Annotated in this window: 10 protein-coding genes and 1 pseudogene; 4 read left to right on the forward strand and 7 right to left on the reverse strand. The window is 74.6% G+C overall.

Translation table 11 applies throughout. The features are described 5' to 3' along the window. Positions 1 to 6: 6 nt before the first annotated feature. The 7 genes from ACGH7X_RS06965 to ACGH7X_RS06995 all read right to left on the reverse strand — a co-directional run bounded on the left by ACGH7X_RS06965 (position 7) and on the right by ACGH7X_RS06995 (position 14,909). Complete coding sequence (locus ACGH7X_RS06965; RefSeq protein WP_399882666.1) at positions 7 to 3,774, reverse strand: hypothetical protein; 3,768 nt, start codon at positions 3,772 to 3,774, stop codon at positions 7 to 9. Between the two features lie 2 nt (positions 3,775 to 3,776). Then, positions 3,777 to 5,633, reverse strand: coding sequence for an HSP90 family protein (locus ACGH7X_RS06970; RefSeq protein WP_399882668.1), 1,857 nt, complete (start codon positions 5,631 to 5,633; stop codon positions 3,777 to 3,779). 86 nt (positions 5,634 to 5,719) lie between these two features. After that, the gene (locus tag ACGH7X_RS06975) at positions 5,720 to 6,706 is read right to left on the reverse strand and encodes a hypothetical protein (protein ID WP_399882670.1); all 987 of its coding nucleotides are present in this window, start codon (positions 6,704 to 6,706) and stop codon (positions 5,720 to 5,722) included. Positions 6,707 to 6,836: 130 nt separating this feature from the next. Next, positions 6,837 to 11,513, reverse strand: coding sequence for a hypothetical protein (locus ACGH7X_RS06980; RefSeq protein WP_399882672.1), 4,677 nt, complete (start codon positions 11,511 to 11,513; stop codon positions 6,837 to 6,839). 92 nt (positions 11,514 to 11,605) lie between these two features. Then, entirely contained in the window at positions 11,606 to 12,487 is an 882-nt protein-coding gene (locus tag ACGH7X_RS06985) for a hypothetical protein (protein WP_399882674.1), read from the reverse strand. Positions 12,488 to 12,551: 64 nt separating this feature from the next. Next, complete coding sequence (locus tag ACGH7X_RS06990) at positions 12,552 to 14,078, reverse strand: hypothetical protein (protein ID WP_399882676.1); 1,527 nt, start codon at positions 14,076 to 14,078, stop codon at positions 12,552 to 12,554. Positions 14,079 to 14,213: 135 nt separating this feature from the next. Further along, on the reverse strand, positions 14,214 to 14,909 hold the full coding sequence (locus ACGH7X_RS06995) for a GntR family transcriptional regulator (RefSeq protein WP_217165606.1): 696 nt from the start codon (positions 14,907 to 14,909) through the stop codon (positions 14,214 to 14,216). Positions 14,910 to 15,059: 150 nt separating this feature from the next. On the opposite strand from ACGH7X_RS06995, the gene ACGH7X_RS07000 reads away from it, so the two are divergent. The 4 genes and pseudogenes from ACGH7X_RS07000 to ACGH7X_RS07015 form a co-directional block, all read left to right on the forward strand. After that, positions 15,060 to 16,382 (forward strand): MFS transporter, encoded by a 1,323-nt coding sequence (locus ACGH7X_RS07000; protein ID WP_399882678.1) that lies wholly within the window; start codon positions 15,060 to 15,062, stop codon positions 16,380 to 16,382. Beyond that, complete coding sequence (locus ACGH7X_RS07005; protein ID WP_399882680.1) at positions 16,379 to 17,212, forward strand: putative hydro-lyase; 834 nt, start codon at positions 16,379 to 16,381, stop codon at positions 17,210 to 17,212. Before ACGH7X_RS07000 ends, ACGH7X_RS07005 begins: the two co-directional genes overlap by 4 nt. Before the next feature lie 100 nt (positions 17,213 to 17,312). Further along, positions 17,313 to 18,071, forward strand: a complete 759-nt coding sequence (locus ACGH7X_RS07010) for a LamB/YcsF family protein (RefSeq protein ID WP_399882682.1) — start codon at positions 17,313 to 17,315, stop codon at positions 18,069 to 18,071. Continuing rightward, positions 18,068 to 18,310: pseudogene (locus ACGH7X_RS07015) on the forward strand (allophanate hydrolase subunit 1); the annotation flags it as partial. The gene ACGH7X_RS07010 and the pseudogene ACGH7X_RS07015, both read left to right, overlap by 4 nt. Position 18,311 lies beyond the last annotated feature (1 nt).

Consider the following 18,311-nt stretch of genomic DNA (forward strand, 5'->3'; position numbering starts at 1 on the left):
GCGCCTCTACTCCTCGTCGCGCAGCCGGGCCGCCAGCGAGGTCAGCGGCTCGGTCTCCTCGGTGTGGCCCAGGGCGGTCAGTCGGGAGACCGCCGCGTCGAGGCGGGTGAGGGCGGGGGCGGGGCGTTCCAGGTAGAGGCCCTCCACCGCGCCCGCGAGCCGGACGCACTCGGCCCACTCGCCGGCGCGGTCGTTGTCCGGGCCGGGCTCGCCGATCAGGGCGAGAGCCTGGTCCAGGGCGGTCAGGGCGTCCTCGTAGGCACCCGCGTAGGCGTTGACCCGCCCGTGTTCGTAGGCCAGCGCGGAGTCCAGGGGGCGGCCGTGGGCCTCGTACCCGGCGGTGCGGGCTCCGTCGGCGACGCGGGCGGCGTCGGCGAGGAAGGCGAGGGCGTCGGGCAGTCCTTCGGGGGCCTGCTGCTGGGCCTGGAGACGGGCCAGTTCGCGCAGGCAGTTGCTGAGCAGCTCGTGGCGCGGGTCGCGGGCGTGCGCGGCGAGTGCCTGGTCGGCTGCCTCGCGGGCGCTGCCGAACTCACCGGACTCGGCGAGGAGTACGGCCGTCTCCGCGGCGATCATGGCGTGGCTTCCCGGGTCGTCGTCCCAGCCGGCCGACTCCGCCGCGAGGGCGACGAACTCCGCCGTGGCGGCCTTGAGGTCGTCGCCCGTGTGCAGCGCGCGGGCGCGGGTCAGGCGCAGCTGGGCGGCCAGCCGGTCGTCCAGCTCTCCGGCGGCGACCTCCGGTTCGGCCAGCAGGGAGTCGAGCAGGGCGATGCAGTCCTCGACGCGGCCGAGGTCGAGGCTGAGCTGGGCCGCGTTGCTGTAGGTGCAGTACGCGTCGAACCGGCTGCCGCGGCGCAGGGTCAGCTCCGCCGAGCGCGTCAGGTGCCGCAGTGCCTCTTCGGGGCGGCCCAGATGCATGCAGGCCTCGGCCAGGTCGCCGTGGAGGCGGGCGGTGTCGACCGCGTCGGCCGGCCAGTCGGCGGCCAGGCGCAGCGCCTCGCCCAGGTCCGCGTGCGCGGCCTGCGCGTCCTGGAGGGCGAGCCGGAGCCGGGCACGGAGTGCGAGGGTGCGCGGCAGGTGCCAGGCCGGGCCGTGCGCCTTCAGCCGGTCGAGGAGCGCGTCGGCCTCGGTGAGCGCGGCGGGCAGGTCGCCGGAGATCGCGTAGGTGCTGGCCCGCACGAGCTGGGCGCCGGCGATCTGCCCGACGAGGTCGTGCCGGGTGGCGAAGGCGTGCAGCAGGTCCGCCTCGGCGAGGACCGGTGCGACGTGCGCCTCGCTCCGCGAGGTCTGCAGGCGCAGGCCGAGCGCGGTCGCCCGCAGCCGCAGCAGGCGGGCCTCCTGGTAGGGGGCGAGCCCGGGCGTGCCCTCGTGCAGACGGACGATGGCCACGTGGGCGGCGCCCAGCGCGGCAGCCTTCGCCCCGTCCGCGTCACCGCCGCCCGCGGGGCCCTGGCCCGAGGCCCCGTCCCCGGTCGCGGCGGGGATGGGGACCACGTCGCCGTCCCCGGCGGGCATCTCCGCGTCGGCCGTGGCGGGGGGCGTCGCGCCAGCCCCGGCCGGAATCCCCGCGCCGGCCACAGCAAGGCTCGCCGCATCAACCCCGGCCGGCATCTCCACATCGGCCCCGGCAAGGCTCCGTCCATCGCCCCCGACAGGGCTCACCGCATCAACCCCCGCCGGAACCCCCGCGCCGGCCACAGCAAGGCTCGCCGCATCAACCCCGGCCGGCATCTCCACATCGGCCCCGGCAAGGCTCCGCACATCACCCCCGACAGGGCTCACCGCATCAACCCCCGCCGGAACCCCCGCGCCGGCCACAGCAAGGCTCGCCGCACCAGCCCCGGCCGGCATCTCCACATCGGCCCCAGCAGAGATCACCACATCAGCCCCGGCAAGGCTCCGCACATCGCCCTCGACAGGGCTCACCGCATCAACCCCCGCCGGAACCCCCGCGCCGGCCACAACAGGGCTCGCCGCACCAGCCCCAGCCGGCATCTCCACATCGGCCCCAGCAGAGATCACCACATCAGCCCCGGCAAGGCTCCGTCCATCGCCTCCCGCAAGAGCCTGGGCATCAACCCCAGCAGGACCCCCTGCATCCGCCCCGGCAGGCGTCACCGCATCGCCCGCAACAAGACTCTCCGCATCAACCCCGGCAAGGGCCTCTGCGTCGCCCCCATCAGGAGCCTTGGCGTGGCCCCCGGCCACAGCCTCCGCGTCGCGCCTCGCAAGAGCTTCCGAGTCGCCCTCGGCCGCAGCCTCCGCGTCGTCCCCGGCGGTTGCCTCGGCGGTGGCGAGGAGGGCGCAGGCGCGGGCTATGGCCGCGTGGGCCGGTGCGCCGGCGTCGTCGTAGAGGCCGGCGGCCTCCTCGTGGAGGGCGGCCGCCTCGGTGAAGTCGTCCCTCTCACCCGCCCGGCTCGCCTCGTCGGCCAGCAGGTCGGCGCGCAGCCGTACGAGCGGGCCCACGGCCGGGTCGTCGGGGTGGGTGTAGTCACGGGCGGCGACGCGGGTGCGCAGCAGAGCCCAGCATGCCTGCGCGTCCGGGTGCCCCTGCTGGTCCAAGGCCCGGGCCCGCGCCACGAGTTCGGGCAGCGACTCGGGCACGTCGGCGGCCGTACGGGCGGCGGGAGCGGCGACCGGGGCGGCCGGGGCCACGTCGTCGAGGGCGCGGGTGCGCAGGGTCAGCTCCAGCGCGTCCAGCAGCGGGGCGCGCTCGAGGCGGGCGCCGCGGCGCTCGGTGTGGGCCGCGGTTTCGTTCCGGGCGTCGAAGCGGGCGGCGAGGTCGTCGGCGCGGCCCCGCACCTCGGTGCGCAGTCCGGCCACCGTCCAGGTGCGGCCCGCGTAGCCGCCGGCGGGCAGTTCGCCGTGGCCGAGCGCCTCGACGCGCTGGAGGAGGACCTCCGCGCCGGTGAGGAAGTCGAGCAGGTCGAGCGGCGAGTCGACCTCGTCGAACAGGTTCCGGTTCTCGGCGAGCAGTTCCAGGCCGCGCGCCTCGTTGCCGGTGAGCGCGCAGAACTCCAGGTGCCGCCCGACCTCGCCGGCCGTCGCGGGGTTGCGGCGGCAGCCGCGGTAGCCGGCGAGGTGCAGTTCGCGTGCCCGGTCGGTGCGGCCGGTGCGCAGCAGGGGCAGCAGCGCGTACGAGATGGACCGGGTCGGCTCCTCCTGGCAGGACTCCTTCCCGGCCAGGACGGGCTCCCAGGCGTCGAGCGCGCCCTCGTCGTCGCCCGCCGCGAGCCGGTACAGGGCGCGTTCGCAGATCTCGCAGGCCTCGCAGTCGCTGAGCACGGTGCGGCCGCGGCCCGCCCACAGCTCGTAGGCGAGGTCGGTGCCTTCGCCCATGTGGGCGGCGAGCTGGTACGCCTGCCCGTAGTAGGGCTGGAGGCCGAAGCCGGCCTTCTCGTACCGGTCGCGCATCTCGGTCAGCCACTGGCGCAGGCCGCTCAGCGGTACCTCGGGCAGCGCGCGCAGGGCGTTGGCCACCCACTTGAACCGCCAGAACAGCAGGTGGCGCAGCCGCTCGTCGAAGATGTCCGGCTGCTCGTCGAAGAGGGTGAGCAGGCGGGCGAAGACGACGGGTGACTTCCGGGGCTCCGAGCCGTAGGTGTACGCCTCCTGGAGTTCGAGGAGGACGCGGACGAGTGGAAGGGGCTCGGCGAACTGCTCGGCGGCGTCGACGAGTTCCTCGGCGGTGACGGTGCGGGTACGGCCGTAGGGGCGCCGCTGGTTCTCCTGGAGCGCCTCGTACAGCTCGTCGGTGTTCTGGGGTGCGGTCGGCATCGTCAGCTGTCCTTGCGGAGGGCGTGGGCGAGGAGGTCGAGGAAGGAGCGGTTGATGAGGCTGGACTCGGCGGGCCTGAGCGGGCGCCGGGACAACAGCGCGGCCTGTCCGTAGAGGGCTTCGGCGCTGGTGCGGGCCAGTTCGGGCTCGTCGATGGCGACGGCGGTGCGGACCAGCGGGTTGAGCTGGTTGAGGATCAGCTGGGCTCGCGGGGCCTCCTGGCGCAGGGCGCCGAGGATGTCGCCCCACAGGCTGCCCTCCTGCTCACGGGCGAGTTGGGAGCGGGTGCGCTCGTGCCGGGCCTCGCGGCTGTCGACGAGGAGGGCAGGGGCGGACGCCGGCTGGAAGGTACGCAGTGCGACGTCGCAGTCGAAGACGGCCAGGGCGTCGCGGGCCCGGGCGAGGTAGGCCGCGGCGGCCAGTTCCGTCTCGCGGTCCACGGGGTCGAGGTGGGCGGTGAGGGTCGCCGGGTCGAGGTCGGCGACGTTGACTTCCGGCCTGATCTCGGGCAGCCGGTGGACCAGTTCGCGGTCGTAGGTGTAGCCGCCGTTGACGACGCCGAGCCCGGCGGCCGAGGCGATCGCCGCGACCTGCCGGAACTCCTCCACGCTCGACGTCACGAGCACGGTGCGGTGGGTGCGCGCGAACTCGTCGAGTGTGGTGTGCCCATCGGTGGTCTCGAACGGCAGCCAGGGCAGCAGCATCCGCAGGATCTCGTCGTCGTGCACCGCGAGCGACTTCACGGCCAGGTGGTGGGCCTGGAGGAAGCGGGCGAGCAGGTCCGGGTCGCTGGCGGCGGCCCGGGCGATCCACGCGCGCAGCCGCTCGGCGAGGGCGTCGCGGACGGCGGCGAGGGTGTCGTCCTCGTACAGGGACTCGCGGGACGCCGTCGGGCGCAGGCTCTCGGCGTCGACGACGCAGCGGACGAAGAACGCCCACTCGGGCAGGATCTCCTCCGCCCGCTCGGACAGCAGCATGCCCTTGACGTGCACGCGGTGGCCGTGGCGACGACCGGCCGGCACGGCCTCCGGCAGGACGCAGGCGATGCCCTTCAGGCCCACGGCCGGCAGGTCCAGTTCGATGGTGTCCAGCGGCTTGAAGCCGAAGACCTCCTCCCCGTACGCGGCCAGGGCACGGGAACGGGCTCCCGGCGTCGGGTGGGCACGGGCCCAGGGCGCGGGCTCGGGGTTGACGGCCGCGCCGCCGCTGCCGCTGCCGCCCGTGCCGTCCTCGAAGGTCACCGGGTGACGCAGCAGGGAGCCGAAGTGCCGGGCCAGCGCGTGCACCTGGGCCGGCCGGGTCCACTCGCCCGCGTCGGCGCGGGGCGTCAGCGTGACGGTGGTGCCGGGCCGGGGGCGGGCGGAGGCGCGCAGGGTGCGGACGGTGTAGCTGCCGTCGCCGCGGCCCCGCCACTCCACGGCGGGTGCGTCCGGGGTGCGTGCGGAGCGGCTGACGACGTGGATCTCGTCCGCGACCAGGAAGCAGGAGAGCAGGCCGATGCCGAACTGGCCGATGAAGTCGGCGCGTTGCTCGGCGATCCGATCCGTGCGCTTGCTGCTGCGGCCGATCGTGGCGAGGAAGGTGTGGACGTCGGCCTCGGTGAGGCCGACGCCGTCGTCCTCGACGCGTACCACCGAACCGTCGGCGTACAGGCGGATGCCGAAGGCGTCGGCGGGGGCGGCCGGTTCGAGGCCGTGCCGGGCGGTCAGCGCGTCCACCGCGTTCTGCAGGAGTTCGCGCAGGTAGACGCGGGGACTGGAGTAGAGGTGGTGGGAGAGGAGGTCGACGAGGCCGCGCAGGTCCACTTGGAAGGTGCGGTCGGCGCCGGCCGGGCTCAGGGGGGCGTCGGGCAGAGTCATCGGGCAGTCCCGGGGTGGGTTGATCGAGGAGCGGGGGCGAGTGAGGGGCGGTGTGCCGGGCGGCGGGGCCGGACCGGGCGGCGGGCTCAGGCGTGGCGCCTGAAGCGGGCGTACGCCTTGTCCGGTTGCGCCATGTAGCCCCAGGGCCACGAGGTGTACGCGCCGTCCAGTGCGTGGAAGACACGCGGGGCCACGACGCTCTCCGAGGCGAGCGACAGGGCCATGGCGAAGACGTTGAAGTCGTGCTGCCAGCCCGGGCGCCGCTCGTAGGCGGGGTGGAGGATGCTGTGTCTGGCCGCCTCCCTCAACTCGGCCTGGATGTACGGCAGGTCGAGGCAGCTCTGGCTGTCCGACTCCACCCAGTCCTCGATGTGGGCCATCGCCACCACACAGCCGAGGCGGTGTCCTTCGGGCGCGCGGGTGAACGCCTCGCGGGCGTATGTCATGGCCTGCCCGGGCCTGCCGCCCCAGCGGGGCTGCAACTGCGACACCCACTCGACGTGGGTCTCCAGGTCCAGCGGGTCGCGGCGCAGGGCGGCGTCGCGCCGGGTCCGGTTGACGGTGTCCCCCAGCGACATGCCACGCCCCGAAGTCAGCAGCCGACGCCACGGCGTGACCCACGCGGGCCGCAGCTCGGCGGCCCGGAGCAGGTGCTCCTCGGCGACTTCGAGCCGCTCGTGGAAGACGCGCCACTGCTCCTGCGTGACGTTCGCGGCACGTTCGGCGGTGCGCGCCTCCCAGCCCCAGGCGATGTGGCGCGCCCCGGATATCAGCAGGGCCGTCGCCCGGTGGTCGCCGTCCTCCTCGGCGGCGCGGCCGATCCAGTCCTGCACGCCGTCCAGGTCGGCCAGTTCACCCAGTACCTGGTGGTCGCTGCCGAGATCGAAGGGGACCAGCGCCGCCTTGACCGCCTCCCAGTCACCCGCGTCGGCCGCCTCCACCAGCGCGAGCACCCGTGCGTCGCCGAGGGCGCGCACGGTGTACGTCCCGTTCTTGCGCCTGCGCGGGGCGGGAAGGGCGTGCGGGTCCGCCGCCGGTCTCTCCCCAACCCTGCCGAACAGCTTGCCGAGCATGTCGCGCCCTCCCCAGGTCCCGCGTGATCAACCGGAGCAGCATAAGCGGACCCACCGACATCCCCTCCACAGGGTTTTCACTGGGGCTTCACACGCTCGGACGGGCAGGGCCCCGGCCGGGCCCGCCCGTTTAGGCCGGTGGCTGGGCCGGTGGCTGGGCGGGCCGTTTGTACATGCGGGTCGCCGTGATCTCGCTGTGCACCGTCTCGCCCTCCCCCTCCGCGGCCGGGGTCGGCTGGGGCAGTCCCGGCTTCAGATGCTCCTCCACGCTGATGTACTTCAGCCCCGCCCTGAGGTCCGCGTCGTTGCGCAGCCGGATGACCAGCGGGAACTCGGCCAGCGCGGTCGTGTCGAACAGGCCGGTGGTGTACAGGAGCTGGACGCCGAGCGCGTCCGAGACGGCCCGCTGAAGCTCCAGCAGGTAGGTGGCGTTGGCGCGGCCGATGGGGTTGTCGAGGAACAGGGTGCCGGCGTGGCGGTGCCGGTCGCGGCCCCGGTCGTTGCTGCGCAGGGCTGCCATCGTGCAGTACAGGGCGATGGCCGCCGTGAGCAGCTGGCCGCCGGAGAAGACGTCGCCCATCTGCCCGACGGGGACGCGTTCGGCGCGCAGTACGGCGTCGGGCTTGAGGATCTCGACGGCGACGCCCTTGGGCGCCAGGGCGGCGGCGACGCCGCGCAACAGCAGGGACATGCCGTCGCGGCGCAGGTCGGAGTTCTTCTTCACGGCCGCGCGGGTGGCCTCGTCGACGACCTCGCCGAGCCGCTCGGTGAGGGTGGCCTGGTCGGGTTCCTCGAAGCGGATGCGCAGGAACTCCTGCCCGGACCACTCGCCGAGGCCCTCCGGCAGCCGGGAGAGCCGCTGGGCGGAGCGCAGGGTGGCGAGGGCGGACTCGACCAGGCCGCGCAGCCGGTCCACGATCGAGTCGCGGTTGCGCTCCAGCTGGGCCAATTCGTCCGTCAGGACCCGGAGCCGGGGCGCGAAGGCGTCCGCCCACTTGGCGGCGTGCTCGGGCAGTGCGGCGGCGGGCAGTTCGCGGATCTGCTGGCGGGCGGGGGTGCGGACCTGCTCGTAGCGAGTGGAGTTGGCGTGCCGGACGAGTACGTCGCTCGCCTCGCGTACGGCGGTCTCGGCGGCGGAGAGGTCGGCGGCGCAGCCGCGCAGCGAGCGGCGGGCCTCGGCGGCCGACTGGCGGGCCTCCTCCAGAGCGCCCGGGTAGGGCTCGGGCTCCTCCTGCTCCTCCTCGGGCGCGTGCTCGCGCAGCAGGTCGCGGAGCATGGCGGCGATCTCGTCGAAGCCGCCGGCCGCGTCCTCGGCGGCGCGGTGCGCGTCGAGCAGTTCGGCGTGGGCCTCGCGGGCCTGGGCCAGTGCCTCGGTCCGGGAGGCGAGTTCGGCGCTCGCCGTGCGCAGCAGGGTCTGGGCGTGCTCGGCGTCGCGCGGGAGGAGTTCCCCGGCGAGTTCGGTGTGGGTGTCGCCGTCCTCGGGCGCGTGCCGTTCGGCCTCGCCGCGCAGCCGGCCGAGCTGTTCGCTCGCGCTGGACATGCGCGTTTCCAGGAGCTGCACCAGCTCCTCGGCGCGGGCGGCGGCGGCCTGCCGGGAGGGCCCGTCGGAGCCGTCGGGCGACTCCAGCAACTGCCCGGCCCGGGTGCGGACCTTGTTGCTCAGCCGGTCCAGCTCCGCGCGGGCCGCGCTCTCGTCGCTCTCCGCGCGGGCCTGTTCGGCGCGCAGGTCGGCGCCGACGCCCACCTTCTCGTAGAGCTGGGAGGCGGCGCGGTAGGCCTCGCGGAGGGCGGGCAGGGACGACTGGGGCGTCTCGGTGCCGCTCTCCGATGCCTCGTCCGGTACGTCGTCGGGGGCGCCCGCGATCTCGGAGCGCTCGGCGCGCAGTGCGCGGGCGGTACGGCGGGCGTCGTCGGCGGCCCGCTGGGCGGCACGCCGGTCCTCGTCGGCGGCGCGGGCCCGCTCCAGGCAGGTCTGGGCGCGGGCCTCGGCCTCGGCGCCCTCGTCGGCCAGTTCACGGAGTCTCACCTGCCAGCCGGCGCGTTCGCGCAGCCGGAAGGCGAGTCCGGCGAGGGCGTCGGCGGCACGCCGGGCCTTCTGCGCGGCCTCCTGCCGCTCGTCCCGCATCCGTACGGCCTCGGCGGCGCTCTCGTCGGCCTCGGCCCGCACGGTGCGCGCCTCGGTCAGCTCGGCCTCGGTCTCAACGGCGAAGGCGCGGGCCTCCTCGGCGGTCTGTGCCAGCTCGGCGAGGCGTCCGGCGGGGCAGCCGGTGCGCCAGGAGGCGAGCCGGGCCGCCAGCTCGCGGTCCTTGCCGAGCCGGGCGGCCAGCGTGCGGATCTCCCCGTCCCGCTCGCCCGCCCGCGCGCGCAGCGCGTGCCGCTCCTCGTCGGCGGCGTGCTCGTCGTGCATGGCCGGGTTCGGCGGTACGAGGAAGACGTCCCCGGTGTCGGCGTCGGGGGCCGGGGTCGGCGCGAGGAGCGCGGCGGCCGTGCCGACGGCGACGGCGGAGCGCGGGAGCAGGGCGGCGTCGCCGAGGACGTCGCGGGCGCGGGTGTGCGAGTCGGGGTCGGTGATGATCACGCCGTCGACCAGCTCCGGGCGGGCGGCCAGCACGCGCGCGTGGTCGGCGGGGTCGACGGCCTGCGCGAGGTAGCGCCAGCCGGGCAGGGCGGGGATGCCGTGCTCGCCGAGGAACTCGACGGTGGCCAGCACGTCCGGTCCCGGCGGCAGCAGTCCGCCGTCGCCGAGCGCGCCGAGGATGCGGGAGTCGTCGGCGGCCGCGGTGCGCAGCTCGAACAGCTGGCGTTCGGCGGCGGAGACGGTGTCGTCGAGCAGTTCGCGCAGCTCGTCGGCGAAGCGGTCGAGCTCCTCGGGGGCCAGCGCGCCTTCCGCTGCCCTGGGGGCGGCACTCCGGTCGTCACGGTCCGCGTCCTGGCGGGGCTGGGGGATGCCCGGGCGGGTCTCGGCGGCCAGGCCGAGCAGGTCGGCGAGCCGTTCCTGAGCCGCCAGCGCCTCGGCCGTGCGCCGCTCGGCCTCGTGGGCGAGCTCGGCGGCGGTGGCCGCGTCCGCCGCGCGGGCCGCCGTCAGTTCGGCGCGGCTCTCCGCGGCGGCGGCCTCGCGCGCGTGCTCGGTGGCCCGGTGTGCCGCCTCGCGGGCGGTGTCCCAGGCCGCGACGGTCGTCTTCTCCGCGTCGCTGGCCGCGAGGGCGGCGCGGGCCGGGTCGGCGTCGGGCGCGCTGTCGTCCAGCCAGCCGGCGCGGACCGCCTCGGCGGTCTCCTGCTCGACCTCGCCGAGGCGCTGACGCAGGTGCCCGGCCTCGCTGCGGGCGCGCTGCGCCTCGGTGGCGGCGGTGGTGGAGTCCCGGTGGGCGGCCTCGCCGGCCTCCTGGAGGGCGGCGGAGCGCTCCTCCTCCTCGTTGGCGTGGTGCTCGGCCTTCCCGGCCGCCGCGTGCAGGGCGCGGACGAGTCCGACGGCGGCCTTGGCGCGGGCGGCGAGCGCGGGGGCCGCGTCCCGCTCGGCCTCCTGGATGGCGGCGGACACGCGGGAGACGCGGTCGGCGGCGGCGCGGTCGCGCAGGACGGCCTCGGCGGCCTGCCAGGCGGAGTGCAGGGTGCGGGCGTCGGCCAGTTCGCGCTTCTGCGCGGCGGCGGACTTCTCCGCGGCGGTCAGGGCCAGGGAGGCGTGCCGGTAGGCGAGTTCGGCGGCGACGAGGGAGCCGCGGTCCCGTGCGGACTCGGCGTGCGTGACGGCGTACGCGGCGGCGGTGACCCGCTGGGCGAGGTCACCGGCCCGCACCCGCTCCCGGGCGCCGCGGGCGGAGAGCCGGCGGGCCAGGTTCCTGGTGCGGCGTTCGGCGGCGGTGTGGACGTCCCGCGCGCGTGTGCGCGCCTCGGCGGCCTCGACGATCCGGCCGAGGAGGTCGACGGACCCGGCGGTGAAGTCGCGTTCGGCGATCAGCTCGGCGCGCCGGCCCAGCTTGTTGCCGAAGCCCCCGACCAGGTCGGCGAGTCCGTCGGTGTCGCGGGTGTCCGTGACGGCCCGCAGCAGCAGGTCGGTGAAGTCGGAGTCCTTCTTGACGGCGAAGAGGCCGGCGGCCTCGCCCTCGTCGGCGTTCATCTCGCGCTGGTAGCGGAAGAGTTCGGGGTCGAGAGCGAGGTCGCCGAGGTGCTCGATCCAGCGGTCGTGGATCTCCTCCCAGTGCACCTCCAGATGCGGGTACGCCTTGCCGGCCTCGGTGAGCGCGTCCCGGAAGCCCTTCATCGTGCGCCGCCTGCCCTGCGCGCCGGAGACGCCCTCGGCGGGCGGGCGTACGGCGGTGGCCTCGGCGACGGGCAGGTTGTCCAGGGTCAGTCCGGGTCCTGGCCGGAAGGAGTACCAGGCCTCGGCGAACTTGCGCGGGTCGCCGGAGACCTGCCGTCCCCGCCACTCGCTGACCTTGCCGACGACGACGCACTCGCCGGTCTGCACGTGCTGCCACTCCAGCGCCACGTGTCCGCAGTCGTCGGCGAGCAGGAACTTGCGCAGCACGCCGGAGCTGGCGCCGCCCAGGGTGTTGCGGTGGCCCGGCAGCATCACCGAGAAGATCAGCTTGAGCAGCACGGACTTGCCGCCGCCGTTCTCCAGGAACAGCACGCCCGCGGGAGCGGGCCGGCGCGGCGGGCCGACGGGCTCCTCCTCGAAGAACTCCGCCTGCGTGGGCGCGGGGTCGGGCACGGGCTCACCCACACCGCGCAGGTCAAGCACGGTGTCGGCGTAGCGCGCACCGGCGGGTCCGATGGAGTAGAGGCGGACCCGGGACAGCTCGTACATGGCGGACTCTCGTAAGTCTTCGGGAAGTCGGGGACGTTCGGACGGGTGCGGGGGCAGGGACGGAGGCGGGGCGGGGGCCGGGCGGCCGGAGGTCAGGTGGAGTGGAAGGGCAGGCCCGCGTCGGCGACCAGGTCCAGGTCGTCCGTCTCCTCGGCGGGCAGCAGCGTCGCGGTGCCGTCGGTGACCGGGACGACGCCGAGGTCCAGCAGCTCGGCCAGGGCGGCGCTGCCCGCCATGTCGCGCACCTGGAGCTGGTAGCGGGCCGTCGTGCGGTACGTGCCGCCGTTGTCGTCGCCGGTGCGCTGGAGGAAGCCGGACTCGGTGAGGAACGCGGCGGCCTTGCCGACGATGCCGGTGGTGGAGCCCGGGAGTCTGCGCGCGTCCTTGGTGGCGCCGGTCGCGCTGCGCCGGACCCAGATCCGCCACGCGGCCTCCAGGCCGGGGGCGTCGCTGGCCGGGTCGGTGTTCTCGCCCTGCTGCTCCGCCCGCTCCTCGAGTCTCCGGCAGGCCTGGCGGACGAACGCGTCCACGCCGTTGACCGTGACACGGCCGATGTAGCCGTCGTCGGCGAGGTCCTCGGGGCGGGGGTAGGCCATGGCGGCGACGGCGAGGTGGGCGAGGCCGTGCAGGAAGCGGTCGCCGGAGTCGGTGGCGGCGCGGCGCGCGTAGTCGCCCATGCGGACGGCGAACACCGAGTCCTCGGCGGCGCTCACGGCCATCCCCGCGCGCGGGGACACCTCCAGGACGATCAGTCCGAGGCCGGCCGCCACGGCGTCGGCGAGCCGGGCGAAGGGCGGGTCCTCGCGGTACCGGCGCAGCAGGTCGGCGTACTCCTGGTCGCGGGCGGGGAGCAGCTTGGGCTGGAGGCCGAAGGCGACGAGCCGCGCCGCGTCGGCGGCGTCGGCGGGCGTGACGGCCGCGGTGGCCGGTGCGGCACCCGCTTCCGGTTCGCTCCGGTCGACGTGCTCGGTCACGGTCGGTACTCCTCGCTGTGCGGTCGCTCGGGGGTGAGGTGGTGGGAGGGGTGCTGCGGGCCGGTCATGCCGCCTCCGTCCGGTCGGCGGCCATCCCCGCGGCGTCCAGCAGTGCCGTGCCGACTATCAGGTCGGCGCCGCCGAATCCGGGGTCGTCCAGCTCGGTGCCGTCGTCCACGGCGAACAGCAGTTTCGGCTCGCCCTGGCGGTAGGCGGTGCCGACCGGCGGACTGGCCGCGTGGACGGCGAGCAGGGCGACGAGGTACGGCAGTTCGGGGTCCCGGGCGCGGGCGTCGGCCAGCAGCCCCGACAGCCGGCGCGGGGCGTCGTGCGGCAGGTCGAGCAGTTCCATGGCGGCGGCGAGCTGTTCCTCGCTGAAGCGGCTGTCGTCCGGGGTGGCGATCAGGTCGGGTTCCGGCATCTCGGCGCCCAGGTGCTCCCGCTCCACCGGCGGGGTCAGGAGTATGTCGACGAGGTCGCCGACCCGGACGGAGACGGGCGTGCGCAGCCCGGTGCCGCGGGTGAAGAAGGCGTCGGTGACGCGCAGCGCCCGCTCCAGGGGCAACGGCAGCACGGGGGCGACGAGATGGCCGTACAGGTCCAGGCCCGAGGTCGTCAGGGGGGTGGCGAAGGCCTGCCGGTCCTGCTCGGCACGGAAGAGCGGGCCGGCCTCCAGGAGCCGGGACTGGAGCTGGGTGTGGCGTCGGATGCAGTCCTTGACGATGTCGACCAGCTCGGCCGCGCGGCGCTTGTGCTCGGCGTCCTCGGACTCGTCGCGGGCTTTGCGGATGTTGGTGAGGATCGCGTTCTCGTGGCGGTACCGGTCGGCGACGTGGTCCAGGGCCTCCGCGATCATGTCGGGGACGGCGCTGAGCCAGTCCACCGCGCGGACGTTGCGCCGAGTGGCGTCCAGGGCGCGGCGCAGGGTCTCGGAGTACTGCACGGTCCGGTACCTGGCCTGCTCGGCGGCGAGCTGGGCGTCGGCGAGGCGACCGCGGCTGATCAGCACCTCCAGCTTGACCTCGGCAGCGATCTGGGCGCTGGTGACGTCGGTGTCGAGGGCGCCGACGAGGACGTTGACCGCCTCGTCGGTGGTGCGCAGGTAGACGGTGCCGCCGGGGCCGGGGACCTCCTCGAGCAGCTTGAAGTCGTAGTCCCGGCGGACGTAGGTGCCGTCCGGTCCGAAGGTGCCGTACACCGCGCGGAAGCCGCGGTCGACGCTCCCGACGTTGATCAGGTTCTCCAGGACCCAGCGGGCCACCCGCTCGTGCTCGGCGGCGGGGCGGCGCGGGGCCTGGGCGGCGACGCGCGGGATCAGTCTGGCCACTATCTGGTCGTGGTCGGCGCCCGTGTCGAAGTCCATGTTCAGTGTGACGAGGTCGATGGCGGCCAGGGCGACCTCCGCCATGCCGTAGACCGAGTACTCGCCCGCGAGGTTGGCCTTGCGTGCGTCGAGGTCGTGCAGCGGCGCCGTGCAGGCGAGCGCGCGCAGCCGCCGCGCCAGTCCCTCGTCGGCGGCCGGGCCCGGTGCGGGGCGCGGCCCCGCGCTGAGCTGGGGCGGAACGCTGTCCGTCGATGCAGGCGAAGTCACGGTGCACAGACTAGGTCCTCGGTCTGACATCGACCCAAACGACGCAGATGCGCCCCGACGCGACAGGCCGAACCGCAGGGCCGTCGTGCCGTCCTGCCCTCGCGCCGCCGTGCCGTCCTGCCGCCGCGCCCGGAACTATCCCTCGTCCCCGACCCGCCGCAGGTAGACCTCGACCACGCGCTTGAGCGAGTTCTCGAGGTAGACCGCGAGCAGTCGCGCCGCCGTCTCCCGCTCGCCCGCCTCCAGGGTCGCGAGGAGTTCCGCGTTCCGGGCGATGTAGGGCTCGTGCAGGCGTCGCGGGTCGTCCACGACGTGGAAGGCGAGGCGCAGTTCGGCGAAGACGCTGCGCATCAGTTCGTCGGTGCGTTCGCTGCCGGCGAGGGCGACCAGTTCCCGGTGGAAGTGGATGTTGGCCGTACCCACGGCTTTCCAGTCACCTTCGCGGGCCGACCGCCGTCCGTCCTCGACCGCCTCGGCGAGCCCCTCCAGGGCGTACGGGGGCTCGGCGAGACCGCGGACGACGGCGCACTCGACGAGGGAGCGGGTGCGGTAGATGTCCTCGACGTCCTCGACGGTGAGCACCCGGACGAAGACGCCCCGGTTCAGTTCGTGGACGAGCAGGCGCTCGTGCGTGAGCAGCCGGAACGACTCGCGCAGGGTGTTGCGGGAGACGCCGAGCGCGCCGCCGATGCTGTCCTCCGACAGCCGGGTCCCGGGTGGGAAGTAGCCCTCGGCGATCCGGCTCCTGAGGATGTCCGAGACCCGCTCGGCGGTGCTGGTACGTCCGAGGAGGGCGCGGTCGTCGGCCAGTCCCGTCAACTGCTCTGCCATGCCCGGAATTCAATCGCAGATACCAGAACGAAACAACATGGGTATTGAGGGATCGTTGAACAATCCCCTACGGTGCCCACAAGTGCCCGGCACGGCGCCCGCACCGCTCACTCGACCAGCACCCTCCGTCCTCCCACTGCGAGGTGCACCATGAGCACTCCCCCTCCACCGCAGGCCCTGTCCACCGACACCCCTCCTCCCGGCACGGCCGAACGCTCCCCGGAAGACGGCCCGTTCGGCTGGCTGCGCGCCCTCGGCCCGCGGGGCCGCCGCGCCTTCGGCGGCGCGTTCGGCGGTTACGCCCTCGATTCGTACGACTACTTCACGCTGCCGCTGACCATGGTCGCGCTGGCCGCGTACTTCGGTCTGGACAGCGGCCAGACCGGTCTGCTCACGACGGTCACGCTGGTCGTCTCGGCGGTCGGCGGTGCCCTCGCGGGTGTCCTGGCGGACCGCGTCGGCCGGGTCAGGGCGCTGCTGCTCACCGTGATCACCTACGCCGTGTTCACGGTGGCCTGCGGCTTCGCGCCCAACTACGAGACGCTGCTCGTCTTCCGCGCCCTTCAGGGCCTCGGTTTCGGCGGCGAGTGGGCGGTCGGCGCCATCCTGGTCGCCGAGTATTCGAGCGCCAGGCACCGGGGGCGCACGCTCGGCGCGGTCCAGAGTTCCTGGGCCGTGGGCTGGGCGCTCGCGGTGGTCGTGTACACGCTGGTGTTCTCAGTGGCCGGTGACGACCTGGCCTGGCGCGTCATGTTCTGGACGGGCGCGCTCCCGGCGCTGCTCGTGGTGTGGGTGCGGCGCAGCGTCCACGACGCGCCCAGGGCCGCCGAGGTCCGGGAGAAGGGCGCGGGGAAGGGCTCGTTCGCGGCGATCTTCAAGCCGGGCACGGCCGGGACACCGGGTCTGCTGCGTGTCACGCTCTTCGCGAGCCTGCTGTCCACCGGCGTCCAGGGCGGCTACTACACCCTCGCCACCTGGGTGCCGACGTATCTCAAGGACGAGCGCGACCTGTCGGTCGTCGGCACCGGCGGCTACCTGACGTTCCTCATCTCGGGCGCCTTCCTCGGCTACCTCACCGGCGGGTATCTCACCGACGTACTGGGCCGCAAACGCAACATCTGGCTCTTCGCCCTGCTGTCGGCGGTCTGCATCCTGGCGTACGCGAACATCCCCAGTGGCGCCAACACCCTGCTCCTGGTGCTCGGTTTCCCGCTCGGCTTCTGCATGTCGGCCATCTTCAGCGGTTTCGGTTCGTATCTGAGCGAGCTGTATCCCACGGCGGTACGGGGCGCGGGCCAGGGCTTCACGTACAACACCGGACGCGCCGTGGGCGCCGTCTTCCCCACCACGGTCGGTTTCCTCGCCGACAGCTGGGGCGTGGGTGGCGCGCTGGTCTTCGGCGCCATCGGCTACGGCATCGCGGCGCTGGCCCTGCTGGGACTGCCGGAGACGCGCGGAAAGGAACTGGCATGAACCCCTCCCACCACGTGACCGGGGACCGGCCGCTCGCCCTCGTCGACGAGCACGCGCACGCGTGGAGCCCGAAAACGGCCCGCTCCCGCTTCCGGGACGGGCTGACCGGCCCCACGGCCGGCGTCGCGGCCGGCCACACCCAGGCCAACCTGATCTCGGTGCCCGCCGACTGGGCGTACGACATGCTGCTCTTCTGCACGCGCAACCCACGGCCCTGCCCGGTGCTCGACGTCACGGACGCCGGCTCCTGGACCACCGTGCTCGCCGACGGCGCGGACCTGCGCACCGATCTGCCGCGCTACCGGGTCTGGCGGGACGGCGAGTTGGCGGACGAGCCGACGGACGTACGCGGGTACTGGCGGGACGACCTGGTGACGTTCCTGATCGGCTGCAGTTTCACCTTCGAGTGGGCCCTGGCCGCGGCGGGCGTCCCGATCCGCCACGTCGAGCAGGGCCGCAACGTCCCGATGTACGTCACCTCCCGCCAGTGCCGCCCGGCCGGACGGCTGCACGGTCCGATGGTGGTGTCGATGCGGCCCGTGCCGCCCGCGCACCTGTCGGCGGCGATCCACGAGACCAGCCTGCTCCCGGCGGTGCACGGCAGCCCGGTGCACTGCGGCGACCCGTCGGCGCTCGGCATCGACGATCTGGACCGCCCGGACTTCGGCGACGCGGTGGGCACCGAGCCGGACGACATCCCGGTGTTCTGGGCCTGCGGCGTGACCCCCCAGGCGGCGGTCATGGCCTCACGGCCGCCTTTCGCCCTCACCCACGCGCCGGGGCAGATGTTCCTCACCGACGCCCGTGACGAGCAGTACCGCGTGGCCTGATCCAGGATGGCGCGGCGCGGGCGCCGAAAACTCCGACAAACCAATCAACCCCGACAACCCGGAGAACCCGGAGAACCCGGAGAGCGGGGACACTGGACACATGAGCTCGATCGATCTCAACGCGGACCTCGGCGAGGGATTCGGCCGCTGGCGGCTCACCGACGACGAGGGGCTGCTCTCCGTCGTCACCAGCGCCAACGTCGCCTGCGGCTTCCACGCCGGGGACCCGGCCACCATGCGGCGGGTGTGCGAGACGGCGGCCGAGCGGGGCGTGACGATCGGCGCGCAGGTCTCCTACCGGGACCTGGCCGGCTTCGGGCGGCGGTCGATGGACGTGCCGTCCACCGAGCTGGCGGCCGAGGTGGCCTACCAGATCGGCGCCCTGGAGGTCTTCGCCCGGGCGGCGGGCACGCGCGTGGCGTACGTCAAGCCGCACGGCGCCCTCTACAACCGGGTGGTCCGGGACGAGGAGCAGGCCGCCGCGGTCGTCGACGGCGTACTCCTGGCGGGCGGCGCCCTGCCCGTGCTCGGGCTGCCCGGCTCGCGCGTGCTGGAGCGGGCCGGCCGGGCGGGACTGCCGGTCGTCCCGGAGGCGTTCGCGGACCGGGCGTACACCGACGAGGGCACGCTCGTGCCCCGCGGGCAGCAGGACGCCGTGATCGCCGACCCGGACGCCGTCGTGGAACGCTCGGTGGGGCTGGCCCGCTCGGGTACGGTCACCGCCCGCTCGGGGACACGGGTCGAGGTCCGCGCGCGCTCCCTGTGCGTGCACGGCGACACGCCCGGGGCGGTGGACCTGGCGCGCCGGGTCCGCGAGCGGCTGGAGGCGTCCGGCGTCCGTGTGGAGGCCTTCGCGTGAACGTCCTGCCGGTCGGCGACGACGCCCTGCTCGTCGAGGTGGCCTCGGGCGCGGAGGCCGAGGCGCTGCACGCCGAGCTGCTGCGGCGCCGAGCGGAGGGCGCCCTCGCGGCCCGGGAGATCGTCCCGGCGGCCCGCACCGTCCTCCTCGACGGCCTCACCGACCCGGTCGGGACCTCGTCCGAGCTCACCGCCGCCGAGGTGCCGCCCGCTCCCCCGGGCACGGGGCGCGTCGTCGAGG

The organism is Streptomyces sp. BBFR51 (assembly GCF_044591655.1).
Taxonomy (GTDB): Bacteria; Actinomycetota; Actinomycetes; order Streptomycetales; family Streptomycetaceae; genus Streptomyces.